This window comes from Actinoplanes sp. CA-131856, assembly GCF_050956135.1.
GTDB lineage: Bacteria > Actinomycetota > Actinomycetes > Mycobacteriales > Micromonosporaceae > Actinoplanes.
The window spans coordinates 1941644-1957988 of the sequence record NZ_CP191849.1 but is presented as its reverse complement, the minus strand read 5'-3'; the positions used below and the strand labels follow the sequence as shown (position 1 = coordinate 1957988).

Annotated in this window: 16 protein-coding genes and 1 pseudogene; 4 read left to right on the top strand and 13 right to left on the bottom strand. The window is 69.9% G+C overall.

The window, feature by feature from the left end; genetic code table 11:
• Positions 1–43 precede the first annotated feature (43 nt).
• From ACQP2X_RS09470 to ACQP2X_RS09455, 4 genes are all read right to left on the bottom strand, one after another.
• On the bottom strand, positions 44–511 hold the full coding sequence (locus ACQP2X_RS09470) for a hypothetical protein (RefSeq protein WP_498695812.1): 468 nt from the start codon (positions 509–511) through the stop codon (positions 44–46).
• Between the two features lie 43 nt (positions 512–554).
• Positions 555–1532 carry a threonine aldolase family protein gene (locus tag ACQP2X_RS09465; RefSeq protein WP_498700877.1) on the bottom strand — a complete coding sequence of 326 codons (978 nt, stop codon included), beginning with the start codon at positions 1530–1532 and terminating at the stop codon, positions 555–557.
• 37 nt (positions 1533–1569) lie between these two features.
• Complete coding sequence (locus ACQP2X_RS09460; RefSeq protein ID WP_498695810.1) at positions 1570–2976, bottom strand: class II 3-deoxy-7-phosphoheptulonate synthase; 1407 nt, start codon at positions 2974–2976, stop codon at positions 1570–1572.
• A gap of 75 nt (positions 2977–3051) precedes the next feature.
• A complete protein-coding gene (locus ACQP2X_RS09455; RefSeq protein ID WP_498695809.1) occupies positions 3052–4518 on the bottom strand; it encodes a glycosyl hydrolase family 18 protein in 1467 nt (488 codons plus the stop codon).
• 219 nt (positions 4519–4737) lie between these two features.
• Between ACQP2X_RS09455 and ACQP2X_RS09450 the strand changes: the two genes are divergently transcribed.
• Positions 4738–5415 carry a DUF429 domain-containing protein gene (locus ACQP2X_RS09450; RefSeq protein ID WP_097319952.1) on the top strand — a complete coding sequence of 226 codons (678 nt, stop codon included), beginning with the start codon at positions 4738–4740 and terminating at the stop codon, positions 5413–5415.
• On the opposite strand, the gene proC is transcribed toward ACQP2X_RS09450, so the two are convergent.
• The 5 genes from proC to ACQP2X_RS09425 form a co-directional block, all read right to left on the bottom strand.
• Positions 5412–6227 (bottom strand): pyrroline-5-carboxylate reductase, encoded by an 816-nt coding sequence (proC, locus tag ACQP2X_RS09445; protein WP_498695807.1) that lies wholly within the window; start codon positions 6225–6227, stop codon positions 5412–5414. The genes ACQP2X_RS09450 and proC overlap by 4 nt on opposite strands.
• A gap of 57 nt (positions 6228–6284) precedes the next feature.
• Positions 6285–7313, bottom strand: a complete 1029-nt coding sequence (locus ACQP2X_RS09440) for a 6-phosphofructokinase (protein WP_498695804.1) — start codon at positions 7311–7313, stop codon at positions 6285–6287.
• Between the two features lie 145 nt (positions 7314–7458).
• On the bottom strand, positions 7459–7956 hold the full coding sequence (locus ACQP2X_RS09435) for a pyridoxamine 5'-phosphate oxidase family protein (protein WP_498695803.1): 498 nt from the start codon (positions 7954–7956) through the stop codon (positions 7459–7461).
• A 29-nt stretch (positions 7957–7985) separates the two neighbouring features.
• Positions 7986–8474, bottom strand: coding sequence for a polyadenylate-specific 3'-exoribonuclease AS (locus ACQP2X_RS09430; RefSeq protein WP_498695802.1), 489 nt, complete (start codon positions 8472–8474; stop codon positions 7986–7988).
• A 22-nt stretch (positions 8475–8496) separates the two neighbouring features.
• Entirely contained in the window at positions 8497–9351 is an 855-nt protein-coding gene (locus tag ACQP2X_RS09425; protein ID WP_498695801.1) for a phosphotransferase enzyme family protein, read from the bottom strand.
• Between the two features lie 256 nt (positions 9352–9607).
• Between ACQP2X_RS09425 and ACQP2X_RS09420 the strand changes: the two genes are divergently transcribed.
• Positions 9608–10285: a Crp/Fnr family transcriptional regulator gene (locus ACQP2X_RS09420; protein WP_498700876.1), complete on the top strand. Its 678-nt coding sequence runs from the start codon at positions 9608–9610 to the stop codon at positions 10283–10285.
• Between the two features lie 87 nt (positions 10286–10372).
• On the opposite strand, the gene ACQP2X_RS09415 is transcribed toward ACQP2X_RS09420, so the two are convergent.
• Positions 10373–11110: a lysophospholipid acyltransferase family protein gene (locus tag ACQP2X_RS09415; RefSeq protein ID WP_498695799.1), complete on the bottom strand. Its 738-nt coding sequence runs from the start codon at positions 11108–11110 to the stop codon at positions 10373–10375.
• Positions 11111–11251: 141 nt separating this feature from the next.
• Here ACQP2X_RS09415 and ACQP2X_RS09410 point away from each other — a divergent pair, with 141 nt between their 5' ends.
• Together ACQP2X_RS09410 and ACQP2X_RS09405 are read left to right on the top strand one after the other, a co-directional pair.
• Positions 11252–12052, top strand: coding sequence for a DUF308 domain-containing protein (locus tag ACQP2X_RS09410; RefSeq protein WP_498695797.1), 801 nt, complete (start codon positions 11252–11254; stop codon positions 12050–12052).
• 47 nt (positions 12053–12099) lie between these two features.
• Positions 12100–13578 (top strand): alpha,alpha-trehalose-phosphate synthase (UDP-forming), encoded by a 1479-nt coding sequence (locus ACQP2X_RS09405; protein ID WP_498695794.1) that lies wholly within the window; start codon positions 12100–12102, stop codon positions 13576–13578.
• On the opposite strand, the pseudogene ACQP2X_RS09400 reads toward ACQP2X_RS09405, so the two are convergent.
• The 3 genes and pseudogenes from ACQP2X_RS09400 to ACQP2X_RS09390 form a co-directional block, all read right to left on the bottom strand.
• A pseudogene (locus ACQP2X_RS09400) lies at positions 13473–13925 on the bottom strand (alpha/beta hydrolase); the annotation flags it as partial. The gene ACQP2X_RS09405 and the pseudogene ACQP2X_RS09400 sit on opposite strands and share 106 nt — an antisense overlap.
• Positions 13926–14299: 374 nt before the next feature.
• On the bottom strand, positions 14300–15640 hold the full coding sequence (locus ACQP2X_RS09395) for a flavin-containing monooxygenase (RefSeq protein ID WP_498695791.1): 1341 nt from the start codon (positions 15638–15640) through the stop codon (positions 14300–14302).
• Between the two features lie 27 nt (positions 15641–15667).
• Entirely contained in the window at positions 15668–16345 is a 678-nt protein-coding gene (locus ACQP2X_RS09390; protein ID WP_498695789.1) for an endonuclease/exonuclease/phosphatase family protein, read from the bottom strand.

Sequence of the window (16345 nt, the reverse complement as noted above, 5' to 3'; positions counted from 1 at the left end):
CCACCTTCGGCCACGCGGCCGCGAGCTTGAGCACTTCCGGCGATCAGCGCAGGAAGCCCACTGCCTCGGCGTAGTACAGGGAGCCCTCCAGGTGGAAGGCGATCTGCCGCGGTGACCAGGCGGTGCCGTCGCGGTGGTCCAGGGCGGCCGGGCCGGCGGCGCGCAGGCGCAGGTCGTAGAGCTGGGCCAGGCGGGTCAGGCGGCTGCGGGCCTCGTCCAGGTCGTCGGTGGTGAACGGGGCCAGGTCGGCGGCGGTGGTGATCGCCGAGGCGTGCCAGTGGTCGGGGATGGTGGGCACGCCGGCCAGGCGTGCCTCGATCTCGGCCAGGTGGTCGATCAGGTGGTCGGTGATCCGGCGGACGGCCTTGTGGGGCGTGTAGACGCGGTCGCCGTCCGGGCGGGGGACGCCGTCCCACGCGGGCCAGGTGGCGGCCCGCGCGAGACACGCGTCGATCATCGTGGTGACCACGTCGGCCGGGTGGCGGTCGTCGGTCTCGGGGATGTCGGTCATGGCCCCATGAGACCGTGCCGATCGTTCGGCGCCGGCCGAACGGTCAGCGCGACAGGATGTCGGTCAGCACCTCGATGGCCTGGTCGACGCCGGCGTCGTCGACGTCCAGGTGGGTGATCACCCGGGCGATCTTCGGCAGCATGGGCGCGATCAGGACGTCGCGCTCGGCGGCGCGGGCGGCCAGGGTGGGCGCGTCCAGCGAGGACTTCGACAGGTCCAGCAGTACGAGGTTCGTGCGCACCCGGGACGGGTCGACCACGCCGAGCGGGGCCAGCGCCTCGGCGATGCGCGAGGCCCGCGCGTGGTCGTCGGCGAGCCGCTCGATGTGGTTGTCGAGGGCGTACCGGCCGGCCGCGGCCAGGATGCCCACCTGGCGCATGCCGCCGCCCATCCGCTTGCGGATCACGCGGGCCTGGGCGATGCGCTCCCGGCTGCCGACGATCAGCGAGCCGACCGGCGCGCCCAGGCCCTTGGAGAGGCACACCGACAAAGTGTCGAAAAGCCTGCCATATTCCGAAAGCGCCACCCCGTCGGCGACGTGCGCGTGCCAGATCCGGGCACCGTCACAGTGCAACCCCACGCCCGATTTTTCCGACAAATCCCGCAAAGCAGTCAGGATCGAAAGCGGCACCACCGAGCCCCCACCCAGGTTGTGCGTCTGCTCGACGGCAATCGCGCGCGTGGGAACCGACGGGTAGCCGGCCGGGCGGATCATGGCGGCGATCTGGTCGACGTCGAGGTCGGCCCCGACCGACGGCCACGTCCGCGACGAGATGCCCCCGATGGCGGCCGCCGCCCCCACCTCGTACGTGACGACGTGCGCGTCCGCGCCGGCCAGCAGCTCACCGCCGGGCGGCACGTGCAGCTGGAGCGCGATCTGGTTGGCCATCGACCCCGACGGGGCGAACAGCGCCGCCTCATGCCCGAAGAGCCCGGCCACGTGGGCCTCGAGCGCGTTGACGGTCGGGTCGTCCCCGAAGACGTCGTCACCGACCTCGGCGTTCGCCATGGCGAACCGCATCTCCCGGGTCGGACGGGTCACCGTGTCGGATCGAAGATCAACCACGAAGCATCTCCGCAACGAGGAACGCGAGCTCGAGGCTCTGCTGGGTGTTGAGGCGGGGGTCGCAGGCGGTCTCGTAGCGGTCCGGCAGGTCGAGGTCCTCGATGCCCTGGGCGCCGCCCAGGCACTCGGTCACGTCCTCGCCGGTCAGCTCGATGTGGATGCCGCCCGGGTGGGTGCTCAGGCCGCGGTGGACCTCGAAATAGCCGAGCACCTCGTCGACGATCCGGTCGAAGTGCCGGGTCTTGTAGCCGTTCGACGACTCGTGCGTGTTGCCGTGCATCGGGTCGCACTGCCAGACGACCTTGGCGCCGGCCGCCGTGACCTTCTCGACGATCGGCGGCAGCGCGTCGCGGACCTTGCCGTTGCCCATCCGGCTGATCAGCGTGAGCCGGCCCGGGATGTTCTCCGGGTTGAGCTTCTCGCACAGCTCCAGCGCCGTCTCGGGCGAGGTGCCGGGACCGAGCTTGACGCCGATCGGGTTGGCGATCCGGCTGATGAAGTCGATGTGCGCGTGGTCGAGCTGACGGGTCCGCTCACCGATCCAGAGGAAATGACCACTGAGGCCGTACGCCCTGCCGTCGCTCACCCGGGTCAGCGCGCGGTCGTACTCCAAAGCAAGGGCCTCGTGCGAGCAGTACAGGCTGACCGTGCGCAGGGCCTCGTTGTCGGTCATGCCGCAGGCCCGGATGAAGTCGAGGGCCCGGTCGATCTCGCGGGCGATCGCCTCGTAGCGCTCGCCGGCCGGCGAGGCCCGGACGAAGTCCTTGTTCCAGTCGTGCAGGCCGTGCAGGTCGGCCAGTCCCCCGGCCAGATAGGCGCGGAGCATGTTCATGGCGGCGGCCGAGTTGGCGTACGCCCGGATCATGCGTTGCGGATCGGCCCGGCGGGCGGCCTCGTTGGCGTCCAGCGAGTTGATCAGGTCGCCGCGGTAGGCGGGCAGGCCGAGCGAGTCGGTGGCCGACGAGCGGGGCTTGGTGTACTGCCCGGCGACCCGCGCGACCTTGACGACCGGCATCGAGGCGCCGTACGTCAACACGACCGCCATCTGCAGCAACGTGCGTGCGTTGGCCAGCAAGTGGCTCTCGGTGTTGTCGGCGAACGTCTCGGCGCAGTCACCGCCCTGGAGCAGGAACGCGCGGCCCTCGCAGACCTCGGCCAGCTTGACCCGCAGCTGGTCGACCTCGTACGGGGCGACGATCGACGGGACGACGTCGAGCACCTCGCAGACGGAGGCGACCTCGGCCGGGTCCTCCCACGGCGGCACCTGCACGCGGGGCAGCCCGCGCCAGACGTCGAGGCCGAGGGCCTCGTCCTCGGCGGAGTCGGTCGAGGGGCGGGAGGTCTGCAGAGCGGGGTTGCCGACCCCCGGGTACGAAAGCTGATGCCACTCACGGCGCATGACGGAAAGCCTACGAGTGAGGGGCACCGACCTTGCGGCCGGTGCCCCCCTTCTCACCTGAGGAGATGAGTCTGCTTACAGGTTGTTCTTGATGGCGGAGATCAGCTCACCATTCGTCGTGTCGCCCGAGAACTCCCAGAAGAACGCCCCGGCGAGACCCTGGTTCTTCGCGTAGGTCATCTTTCCGGCGATGGTCGACGGGGTGTCGTAGCTCCACCAGTTGCTGCCGCACTTGGCGTACGCCGTGCCGGCCACCGTGCCGGTGGACGGGCAGCTGTTCTTGAGGACCTTGTAGTCCTCGATGCCGGCCTCGTACGTGCCCGGCGCGGCGCCGGTCGCCGTGCCGCCCGGTGTGGCCTGGCTGACCCCGGTCCAGCCGCGGCCGTAGAAGCCGATGCCGAGCAGGATCTTGTTGGCCGGCACGCCCTTGCTCTTGAGCTTCTGGATCGCCGCGTCCGAGTAGAACCCGGCCTGCGGGATGCCGGTGTAGGAGGTGAGCGGCGAGTGCGGGGCGGTCGGGCCCTGCGGGGCGAAGGCGCCGAAGTAGTCGTACGTCATCGGGAAGACCAGGTTCAGCTTCGAGATGCCGGACGCGTAGTCGGCCACGTCCAGCTTGCCGCCGTTCGAGCCGTCGGCCGTGATGGCCGAGGTGATCAGGAAGCTCGAGCCGAACTTGTTGCGCAGCGCGGTGATGACGTTGTTGTACGCCGCCGGTCCGCTCGCGTCGCAGCTCAGGCCACAGGCGTTCGGGTACTCCCAGTCGATGTCGATGCCGTCGAAGACGTCGGCCCAGCGGGAGTCCTTGACCAGGTTGTAGCAGGAGTTGGCGAACGCGGTCGGGTTGGCCGCGGCCTGGGTGAAGCCACCGGACCAGGTCCAGCCGCCGAACGACCAGATGATCTTGATGTTCGGGTACTGCTTCTTGAGCTTGCGCAGCTGGTTGAACGAGCCGCGCAGCGCGCCGGCGTCCCACGTGTCGGCCACGCCGTCGACGCTGTTGGCCGCGGTGTACGCCATGTCGTAGTCGGCGTAGGAGTCACCGATCGTGCACTGGCCGCCGGTGGTGTTGCCGAACGCGTACAGGATGTGCGTCAGCTTCGAGGCCGAGCCCGAGGTGACCAGGTTCTTGACGAAGTACTGGCGCTGGTAGACGCCCCACTGCGCGAAGTAGCCGACGACGTTCTTGCCGCTCGCGCCCGGAGGCGTGGTCGTCGGAGGCGTCGTGGGCGGGGTGGTGGGGGGCGTGGTCGGTGGAGTGGTGGGGGGCGTGGTCGGGGGCGTGGTGCCGCCACAGACACCGTTGTCGATCCAGACGTCCCACTGACCGCTGTGCGTGGCGGGCGACTCGTTCTGAGTCCACCACTTGGCGGTGTAGTTGTGGCCGCCCTGCGAAGCGACGTTGTCCTTGACGTACGTGGCGGTGGAGGACCAGGCGGGGGCACAGGCCGCAGCGGCCGACGCCATGGTGGCCGGGACCGTGGCGGTCGCCGCGACCACCACGATCGCCGACACCAGGGTGGCGCGACGGAGGGATTTCTGCACTTCTGACTCCTCGTCGAACGATTAGGAAACTTTCCTGAAAGTTCAGTGAAGGAGACGGTAGTCACAGACATTCACACACGTCAAGATGGGGTGGAGGGATTACGCAAAGGCTTAACTTTGCGGAGCGGACCGCTACGGGGTGCACATCCACGGACACAACGCGTAGTCTTCGGTCATGACCATCTTCGACGTCGTAGCCCTCGAGCCCGCGCGCCGCCGATGACCGTCCGAGTTATCGGAGTCGATGCCTACGCTCTCGGCTGGGTCGGGGTCGAGCTCCGCGACGGCGCCTTCGGGCGGGCCGTCCTGGCCTCCACGCTCTACGAGATAGTCGCCGGCAGCTCCGGCGCGTCGGTGATCGGCGTGGACATCCCGCTCGGCATGCTGCCCGACACCTGGCGCGCGGCCGACACCCTCGCCGCCGACCAGCTCGGGCCCCGGCGCGGCAGCGTCTTCCGCGTGCCGCCCCGGGCCGTCTGGCAGGAGTCCGACTTCGCCGCGGCCAACCGGCTCTGCCGGGAGCTGACCGGGGCCGGGCTCAGCCGGCAGTCGTGGGCCCTGCGGCCCAAGCTGCTCGAGGCCAACGCGATCTGGGAGCGCCACCCCGGCCTGCTCTTCGAGGCCCACCCCGAGGTCTCGTTCCGCACGATGGCGGGAGAGCCTCTCCAGTACGCCAAGAAGACGTGGACCGGTCAGGCCCGGCGCCGCGAGCTGCTGGCCCGTAACGGCATCGTGCTGCCCGACGGGATCGGCCCGGCCGGCCAGGCCCCACCGGACGACATCCTGGACGCGGCCGCCGTCGCCTGGTCGGCCCACCGGATGGCCACCGGGACGGCGCTGAGCCACCCCTCGCCGCCCGAGGAGAACAACGGCTCCAAGATCGCTATCTGGTATTAAGAGGACATCTCGCCCGCGATCGCGCGGGCGCGGTCCCGCGCGGCCTCGAGAGCGGTCAGGAACGCGGCCCGGACGCCGTGGACCTCGAGCTCGCGGATGGCCGAGATGGTCGTACCGGCCGGCGAGGTGACCGCCTCGCGCAGCTTGACCGGGTGTTCGCCCGAGTCGCGCAGCATGGTGGCCGAGCCGATGGCGGTCTGCACCACCAGCTCGTGCGCCACCTGGCGGGGCAGGCCGAGCAGGATGCCGGCGTCGATCATGGCCTCGACCAGCAGGTAGAAATAGGCCGGGCCGGAGCCGGAGAGCGCGGTCACCGCGTCCTGCTGCGACTCGGGCACCCGCAGCGTGCGGCCGAGCGGCCGGAAGATCTGCTCGACGACGGTCAGGTGCTCCACTGTCGCGTACGGGCCCGGGGAGACCACCGTCATGGCCTGGTCGACCAGGGCCGGCGTGTTCGTCATGACCCGCACGATCGGGATGCCGCCGGGCAGCCGGTCGGCGAAGAAGCTCGTGGGCAGGCCGGCGCAGAGCGAGACGACCAGTTTCTCCGGCGGCACCTTGGAGCCGAAGTCGTCGAGCAGCTTGCCCGCGTCCTGCGGCTTCACCGCGATCAGCAGCACGTCGGCCTGCGTGACAGCGGTCAGGTTGAGCACCGGGCGGATGCCGTACCGGTCGGCCAGCTCCGACGCCCGCTCCGGGCGGCGGGTCGTGGCCAGCAGCTGCTGCGCCGGCCAGCCGGAGCGCAGCAGTCCGGAGAGGACCAGCTCGCCGAGCTTGCCCGCACCGATGACGGCCACCGTTTGCTTGGTCATTCCCGCGCCCTTCAACAAAGAGGGCGGCCTTTCGGCCGCCCTCCGAAAAGTCGTAGCTCAGCTGCCGAAGAAGACCTCGGCCTCTTCGTACCGCGACAGCGGAACGGTCTTGAGCTCGCCGGTGCCCTCGATCAGCGGCACGCGGACGATGTCGGTGCCCCGCAGCGCCATCATCTTACCGAAGTCGCCCTCGTGGACGGCGTCGATCGCCTGCAGGCCGAACCGGGTCGCGAGCACCCGGTCGAACGCCGATGGGGTGCCGCCGCGCTGGATGTGACCGAGGACGACCGTACGGGCCTCCTTGCCGGTCTTCTCCTCCAGCTGCTCGGCCAGCCACTGGCCGATGCCGCCGAGGCGGACGTGGCCGAACGAGTCGAGCTCCTTGCTCTGCAGCGCCATCTGGCCGTCGAGCGGCTGGGCGCCCTCGGCGACGACCACGATCGGCGCGTACTCGACCTGGAAACGCTTGGTCACGTACGTCGCGACCTGCTCGACGTCGAAGTTGCGCTCGGGCAGCAGGATCACGTTGGCGCCACCGGCCAGACCGGCGTGCAGGGCGATCCAGCCGGCGTGCCGGCCCATGACCTCGACGACCAGCGTGCGGTGGTGCGACTCGGCCGTGGTGTGCAGCCGGTCGATCGCCTCCATCGCGATGTTGACGGCGGTGTCGAAGCCGAAGGTGAAGTCGGTGGCGTTGAGGTCGTTGTCGATCGTCTTGGGCACGCCCACGACGTTGACGCCCAGGTCGTTCAGCTTGGTGGCGACGCCGAGGGTGTCCTCGCCGCCGATCGCCACCAGGGCGTCGACGCCCTGCTCGGCCAGGTTCGCCTTGATCTTCTCGACGCCGCCCTCGATCTTGAAGGGGTTGGTGCGCGAGGAGCCCAGGATGGTGCCGCCACGCGGCAGGATGCCGCGGACCTCGGCGATGCCGAGCGGCTTCGTCAGGCCCTCGAGCGGGCCCTTCCAGCCGTCGCGGAACCCGACGAACTCGTGACCGTAAGCGGCGACGCCCTTGCGGACCACCGCCCGGATCACCGCGTTGAGACCGGGGCAGTCGCCGCCGCCGGTGAGCACGCCGATACGCATGATTGCTCGTCCTCCCTGATTTCAGGTGCGAGTTGCACAGGCCCGTCGAGCCCCAGGGAGCGAGTGATCGGCAGCGTTGCCGGGCCCGGGGCGGGCCGCAAGCCGAACTTTAGCGGTCCGGCTCACACCGCCCCGAAGCGCCCCGCTACAGCCTGACGGTTTCGTTCTCCCCCGCGTCCGGGGTCTTTCCGGTTACGGCCGCCTTGGCGTAGCCGAGCAGAGTGACGACCTTCGAACTGTGTGCCGCCGCCCAGTACTCAGCGGTCTCCGCATGCACCTTGACCAGGGTAAGCTCCGGCGTCTCGAGTCCGTCCGGGAACCAGGCTTTGAGCGCCGGATTCCACAGCTCACGCGCCTTCTCCGGGTCGTCCGTGCGGATCGCCGTGCCAGACAGGGAGATCCAGTTGTTCTGCTTCTGGTCACTGAAGGCGACGTTCACCTGCGGGTGCAGGCCGATCTGCTCGACCAGGTCGGATGTCGTGTAGGTGAAGAACCAGAGATCGCCGTCGAACTCGATCTCCTGGAGGGCCATCGGGCGGCTCACGTGCTTGCCGTCGGCGGTCATCGTGGTCACCATGCAGATGCGGGCGTCCGCCACCATCTGCTTGACCTTCTCGCGCTGCTCCTGCTCGGTGTTCGTCATGCCTCTGGCCATTCCCCGCCGGGCGCGGCTCAACCGCCCATCGCCCGCCAGCGGGCCAGATTGTGCTTCGCGTCGACCAGGGCGTCGTGCCGGCCCGACATCGACGGCAGATGCGGGCGGCCCTGATCGTCCCAGAGCTGGCGCAGGTCCTTGGTGAAACGCGGGATGTCCCGCGGCAGGGCCGGCATCGCGCCCCACAGCTGGGCGAGCGCCACGTGGTCGTAGGCGGCGAACCACGCCCACAGCTCGATCTGCTCGGTGCGGCCCTCGACCGGCTCGGTCAGAAAGGCGTAGAGGTCGTCGCGGATCCGCTCGCGGGAGCGCCACGCCTTGTCCGACGGCGAGGGGAGCTTGTCGAGGACGTTGCGGCGCACCCAGGGGATGGCCTTGCTGTCGTCGAACTCCGTGCTGATCGCGTAGAACTCGCGACCGAACTCGTCGACCACGCCGATCGAGACCAGGTCGATGGTGACCCCGTCCTCGATGAACTCGCAGTCATAGAAATAGCGATATGGCATCGGGGCATATCCTCCACCACCGTCACCCGCTCATGGCGTCGAGGGCGGCTTTTGCCTTCTGCAGGGTCTCGGGCAGACCGAGACGTACGGCCCGGTCGGCCTGAACGGCCCACCGCAACTTCAGAAGAACGGGGAGTACGGCGTACAGCTCGTCGGCCCCGACGGGACCGGCCGCGGCGTAACCGTCGATCAGCTCGGCGGCTTGCGCGAGCCCTCCGGCGTACGCCACGGCGGCGGCCACGTCGTAGACGAGCGGCCCGAGACCGCTCGCCCCGCAGTCGAGCAGCCCGGCGCGGCCGGTGCCCGGATCGACCACGAAGACGTCCGGGGCCGGATCGCCGTGCAGCACCCCGTACGTCAACCGGTCGGTGACCGTGACCCGCGTGGCCGCCGTGACCGCGTCGAGGACCACGCCCCGCAGCCAGGGCTCGGCGGCCAGGTGCGGGGCGTCGGGGTCGAGCAGCTGCCACGGCCGCAGGCCCGGATGGTGAAAACCCTGCAGCGCCCGGTGGGCGGCGCCGAGCCGGTCGCCCCAGAACTGCTGGTCGATCGGGTCGGCCCCGTCCAGGCGGCGGCCGGGCACCCGGCGCAGCACGGCGAAGGCGCCGTCGGGGGTCTGCGCGGTGAGGCCGCCGGACAGGGTGCGCACCGGCTCGCCGGCCGCGATGTCACGGCCGCGCAGATGCTCGGCGGCGGCCAGGCCGGCCTCGACCGGCTGGCGGCAGCCGGTCTCGGTGAGCCGGACGACGTACCGCTCCGATCCGGCCGTCACCTCCCATCCGTGTGACATGAGCACGTCCGGGAGGGCGGTGATCTCGGCGGGGACCAGATGCCACTGGGCCCTCAGCGTCGATGCAAGAAGCTCGTCATCCGGCACGGCGGGATTATCAGTGCAGATTGACGAAATCAGACGGGCACACTGTCCGTCGCTCACCGTTCGCAATTGAGAGGTTTACAGATAGCGACCGGCGCGACATGATCCTATGAGGCGCTCGCGGGCACACGTGCGCAGAAATGGCGCCGGTGGGTGGCTCTGTGCTAAGAGTGATCGTTCGCGCCGGGGGGCGGCGCGATTCGGCCGCTCGCAACACACGCGGTCCCACCGGGGGTGGGATGACGCCGTGGACAATCGCATGCCGGACAACGGCGACGCGCTGACCGGCGTCGACATGTTCGCCGGGCTCGAGCCGGACGTCCGCCAGCGAGTGATCGCGGCCGCTGTGCCACGGACGTACCGCAAAGGACAGATCCTCTTCGTCGAGAACGATCCGGGCGAATCGCTGATCATTCTGAGGCGGGGCGCGGTGGCCATCTTCCGCACGGCGCCGACCGGCGAGCGGGCCGTCCTGACCGTGGTGCGGCCTCCGGGCGTACTCGGCGAAGTGTCCCTCTTGGACGCCTCGACCCGCAGCACGTCGGCCGAGGCGATCGAGGACTGCCAGGCGCTGACCCTGTCGCGGGCCGCCTTCATGGATCTCGTGCACTCCAACCCGCGCATCCTGGACGCGGTCATGCGGTCGGTGGGCGCGCTGATCCGCCGGCTCACCGAGCAGAACACCGACCACGTCTTCCTCGACCTGCCCGGACGGGTCGCCAAGACCCTGGTCCGCCTGGCCGGCGAGAGTCAGGCCCCGATGATCACGATCGAGCTCAACCAGAGCCAGCTGGCCGAGATGGCGGGCGGCTCGCGTCAGAGCGTCAACCAGGCCATCGGCTCGTTCGCCAGCCGGGGCTGGCTGCGCACCGAGGGCCGCCGCATCGTGGTCACCGACCTCCCCGCACTCCGGCGCCGCGCGGGGATGCTGAGCTGAGCTGAGCTGGCTGGCCTCGCTTCGCTCGGCGGGCACTGCGCCCCACGAGGTCGGTGTCGAGGGCGCCGAAAAAGGCCTCGGCTGCGCCTAGCCTTTTTCGGAGCCCTCGACACCGACGGGCGCAGTGCGACTCTGGTCGCGCTTCGGGGCCTCGATCGAGGTCTTCAGGCTGGCCGCATATACGTCTACGTACTCGCGGCCTGATAGGGCCATCAGCTCGTACATGATCTCGTCGGTGATGGCTCGCTCGACGAAGCGGTCGCCCTTCGACGGGGCGTAGCGGGAGAAGTCGAGCGGGGCGCCGAAGCGCAGGCGTACCCGCTGGATCTTGGGCATGAGGGTGCCGGTGGGCTGGATCTCGTCGGTGTTCAGCAGCGCGACCGGCACGACCGGGGCGCCGCTCTCCAGTGCGAGCCGGGCCACACCCGTCTTGCCGCGGTAGAGGCGCCCGTCGGGCGACCGGGTGCCCTCGGGATAGATGCCCGCGATTCCGCCCTCCCGCAGCACTCTCAGCAGGGTTTCCAGGGCCGCCTGGGCGGCCTTGCCACCGGAACGGTCGACCGGGATCGTCCCCGTGCCCGCGAAGAACTGCCGCATGAGCCAGCCTTTGATCCCCTTGCCGGTGAAGTATTCGGCTTTGGCGACGAAGGTCACCCTGCGATCGACCACGAGGGGTGTGAAGATCGAGTCGGAGAACGACAGGTGGTTGCAGGCCAGGATCACCGGGCCGTTCCGGGGCAGGTGGGACAGGCCGCGCACGTCGGGGCGGAAGAGCAACTTGAGAAGCGGTCCGAGAACCACGTACTTGAGTAGTGCGTAGAACACGGGGGTCCTTTCTCGGACGACCGGGACATCCGGGCGCAGAGGAAGCGTACGAAGCGGGACGGCGCGCCACAACGCACTCCCGCAACCGGTCCATGTCGTGTCACCATTCAAGGCACGGTCGGGGCGAGGGAGTGTTGCAGGGTGACAGCGGGTGGGGCTCGCCGCGGGCGGCGGGACAACGGTCTCGACGCGGCCGACTATGCGGCCGCGGGCGACGTGGATCCGCGCGTCGGTGAGCACCTCTTGGATGTGCTGGCCGCCGGTGGCATCGCTGCTTATCTGCAGCCGACGGCCGATCTCAATCCGATTCTTCGCGCCACCACGCTGCCCGCGCGGCCGACCGACCGGCTCTTCGTCGACCGGGCCCACCTCGACACGGCCCGCGAACATCTGCACAAGGTGACCGGCGGCGCCCTGCCGACCCCGCCCGAGGACCCGACCGCCGAGCCCGACATCGAGGCCGAGTGGGCCAAGATCGTGGCCGGCTTCCACACGACTGTCGATCCGACCGCGGCCCCCTGGCCCGACGCCGAGGGCATCGACGCGCCGCCCAAGGAGCCGCCGCGCCTGGGCGGGCTCCAGTCGGCGGCCGACTTCTCCGGCGTCTCGCTGAACCGGCGGCGCACCGACAAGCCCGACCCGTCGGTGCTCGAGGGTCTCGACGACCTGCCCGACAACCCGGACGACGATGACGAGGACGAGCGGTACACGCCGCCTCCTCCCCCGCCGCTGCCGAAGATCTCGAAGTACGCGGTGTTCGGCGTCCTCGGTGTGGTCGTCGGTTTCGTGCTCTTCCTGTTCCCGCGCCTGCTGCCGATCGACCGCGACTACGTGACGGTGCTGGGCTTCGCCGCCATCGTCTCGGGCGCCGTGATGTTGGTCTGGCGGCTGCGGTCCGGTGACGACGAGGACGACGACTACGACGACGGCGCTGTTGTATAGACCACCGTCCCTATAGATCGTTGGTAGTCGTCCGGTAACCTTCGGTGATGCGCCAGAGCTCGCTGGTCGTCGTCGCCAACCGTCTTCCGCTCGATGACAGCGCCGCCCCGGACGGGGCGTGCGAGTGGCGCCGAAGTCCCGGCGGCCTGGCCGGCGCGCTGCACGCGATCCTCCAGCAGACGTCGGCGACCTGGGTGGGCTGGGACGGAACGGTCGGCGAGGCTCGCCCCCTGCCCGATCTGGGCACCCTGCGGCTGCGCCCGATGGCCCTGGACGAGGACGAGACGCGCGGCTACTACGAGGGCTTCGCCAACTCGACGCTGTGGCCGCTCTATCACGACGCGGTGGAGCCGCCGGTCTTCGATCGCGGCTGGTGGGAGACGTACCGAGCGGTCAACCGCCGGTTCGCCGAGGCGGCGGCCGAGGTGGCCGAGCCCGGGGCCACGGTCTGGGTGCAGGACTATCACTTGCAGCTGGTGCCGCAGCTGCTCCGGGAGCTGCGCCCCGACCTGCTCATCGGCTTCTTCCTGCACGTGCCGTTCCCGCCGCCCGAGCTGTTCATGCAGCTCCCCCGCCGGGTCGAGCTGCTGCGCGGCATGCTCGGGGCCGACCTGGTCGGCTTCCAGCGCCCGCAGGCGGCACACAACGTGGCCCAGCTGGCGGCGAAACTGCTGGGCGCGGAGGGCGCGGACGACGCGATAGTCCTTGAGGACCGGGTCGTACGTACCGGAGCGTTCCCGGTGTCGATCGATGTGGCCGAGATGCGGTCGCTGTCCGCTCGGCCGTACGTCATCAATCTCGCCAAGCAGTTGCGGCACGATCTCGGATCGCCGAAGAAGGTGCTGCTCAGCGTCGACCGCCTCGACTACACGAAGGGCATCGAGCATCGCCTGACGGCCTATTCGGAGCTGTTGCGCGACGGCCGGGTGAAGGTCCGCGACACGGTGATGGTGCAGGTGGCGGTGCCGAGCCGGGAGCGCGTGGAGACGTACCGTGGCCTGCGCGACCGCATCGAACGCGAGGTGGGCCGCATCAACGGTGAGTACGGACGGGTCGGCGAGCCGGCCATCCACTATCTGAACCAGCCGTTCGACCGGGCCGACCTGGCCGCCCTCTACCAGACGGCCGACGTGATGGTGGTGACCCCGCTGCGCGACGGCATGAACCTGGTCGCCAAGGAGTTCGTGGCGGCCCGCCGCGACGACAGCGGCGCCCTGGTGCTGAGCGAGTTCGCCGGCGCGGCGGCCGAGCTGGAGGACGCTTTCCAGGTCAACCCGCACGACGTGGACGGCCTGAAGGAGACGTTGCTGCACGCGATGAGCGCCGCCCCCGCCGACCTGGCGCGCAGGATGGCGGCGATGCGCCACTACTTGACGGTCCACGACATCCACGCGTGGGCGCAGGACTACTTGACGACGCTCTCCTTCTCGAGCCAGTCGAGAACGGCGTCGATCGGCTCGGCCCCGTCCTCGCCGAGCATCAGGTCATGGCCCATGCCCGGAAAGAGCAACGGCGCGGTCCCGTAGAGAGCCGCCACACGATCAAGCGCCTTCACCCCGACAACACGGTCATCGGGACTCCCCGCCACCAGCACAGAGGCCCGCCCCACACGCGGAGGCACCATTTTGTCCTTAAAGACCGGACAGACCAGAACACCGGCTTTCGCCGGATAACGCCCCATGACGTACGCCACGACGCGCGCCCCGTCACCGTGCCCCACCAGAACCACACGGGTCGAAAGAGACGCCGCCACCTGAACGACATCGTGCACATGCTCGCGAAGCCCTCCACCGGGCCGCGGCACGAGAACATGCGCCGCATATCCCCGCCCCACAGCCCGAGGCACCCAGTGCTCCACAAACGCCGAAGCCCCCACCTCACCGCGCCCAGCCCCATCGCGCCCAGCCCGGCCCGCATCGCCACGGCCGCCACCGCGAAGCCCCACAGCGCCAGCACTGTCGTGTCCCTCGCCGCCACCGCGAAGCCCCACCGCGCCAGCGCTGTCGAGTCCCTCGCCACCTCGCGCAGCTTCACCGGCCCGCCGGGTCGCGTGTCCACCGAGCCAACTCCAAAGCCCGCGCCCGCCCCCACTTCGCAGCCCGCGCCCGCCCCCACTCCCGGGCACAAAAAGGATATTTACCGATTTACCGCCATCAGTGCCCTCCGGGAAGCGCGACAGAACCTCTCGCGCGTGGGGCACCACGGGAGACGTCCAGTCCTTCAGGCGGATCGGGCCCAACTCCAGCATCACGCGGGCTCCATCTCGCGCAGGAGGCCGTCCACGGCCCGGAGGTAGTCGATGTGGTCGACCTCGAACCAATGACGGCGGGACGGCACCATGCGACGGCGCGACCACGACGCCAACGGGCGGGCCGACTCCTTCTGCTGCACTGCGGCCGCTCGGGCCGGGTCTTCGAGGCGCAGGCGCAGCCAACGGGCCACCGCGACACTCTGCCAATGGGCCAGCGGGAACAGGCCCGCGTCAGCCTGGAGGAGGCCGATCACCGCCAGCGTCGGGTGCTTGCGGGCGAACGCGTGCAGATGCAGGTCGGGGCGGCCGGCCGCGTCGGTGTCGATCAGGTCCGGGTCGAGGAAGTCGAAGCGCGGGCGGTAGCCGGTCGCCGTGATCACCAGGTCGGGTTCGATAGTGGTGCCGTCGGCCAGAACCACCCCCTTGCCGTCGAACTCCGTCACGTCCGGCACCGGGGTGATGCGGCCGTGGCCCAGGTAGTACGGGAGCTGGCTGTTGACCACCGGGTGGCTCTCGTACGGCTTGTGGTCGGGGGCCCGCAGGCCGTACCGCGTCAGGTCGCCGACCGTGAGGGTCAGGACGCGGCGGTACAGCCACTGGCGTACGCGCCAAGGAATTTTGAATCTCGACAGACGGTCGTTGACCTGGTCGGCCGGGCGCCCGAGGACGTATTTCGGCGCCAGCCAGTAACCACGCCGCGTGGAATGCCAGACCGTCGTGGCCTGCTGGGCCGCCTCGACCGCGATGTCGCAGCCGGTGTTGCCACCACCGATGACCAGCACCTTTTTGCTGCGGATCTGGGCCGGGTCCTTGTACGCCGCCGCATGGATCACCTGACCACGGAAGTCACCCGGGATCGCGGGTTTGGCGGGAGACCAGTTATGGCCGTTGGCCACGACCAGTCCGGCGTACCTCTGAACCCGCTCCTCGGACCCGCCGCCGGTCGACCTGGTCGTCACGTCCCAGCGCCCGTCACCCACCGGCACGGCCTGGACCACCTCGGTGCCGAACCAGACGTCGCCGGTGACCTCGAAGTGCTCGGCGTAACGCTCCAGATAGGACAGCACCTGGCTGTGGTGCGGATAGTCGGGCCACGTGTCGGGCATCGGGAAGTCGGGGAACTCGGTGAGCGGCCGCGACGAGATCAGGTGGGTGCCGGCGTAGACCGGGCTGCGGTCGTGACGCCAGTTCCAGGCGCCGCCCACGGCCGTCTCCCGCTCGTAGCAGTCGACCTCGAAGCCCTGCTCACGCAGGCTTTTGACGGCGGCCAGGCCGCTGGCGCCGGCACCGACGACGCAGACGGCGTCTCGACGATCGGCGATCTCTGTGTCGGGCACGGCCGAGATATTGCCAGACCGACGGGCCTACCCGGAAGGCAGAACCAGGTCCGCGACGACCGGAAGATGATCACTCGCGCGGCGGGCCCGGTCGTTCTCGACGATCTCGTACTTGTCGATGGCTATGTCGGGGCTCACGAACAGGCCGTCGATGCGCCGCGCGGGCACGGTGGCCGGGAAGGTGGGCCGGTTGTCGGCCGAGGAGACAAGACCGTCCTCGACCGTACGCCAGGCGCCACCACCCGGGCCCTCGTTGAGATCAGCCGCGGCGATCAGGGGGCCGTCGACGGCCGTGAGGGCCTCTTTCCAGAGGGCGGCCTGGGTGGGCCGCTCGGCCGGGTCGGTGGCCAGGTGGGAGCCGGCGACGGTGAAGGTGCCGCCGCGCACCGACCCGCGGGCGAAGACGGCGCCGCGCAGGTGCCGGCCCGGGGTGAGCGGATAGCGCATCACCCACGTGTCGAGCACCCGCACCCGCAGGTTGACCAGCAGCAGGTTGCCCAGGGCGGGCAGGCCGCCGGCGGCCACCACCATGCCGAGGTCGTCGGCCAGCGCGGCGCAGCGGTGCCGCCAGCGGAAACGCCGCGGCGCCTCCTGCACGACCAGGACGTCCGGGGCGAGCTCGCGGATCAGATCGACGAGGGCGCCCCGGTCGTCCTTCAGGCCGTGAACGTTGTAGCTGATGACGCGCAGCGCGGGCCCGGCCAT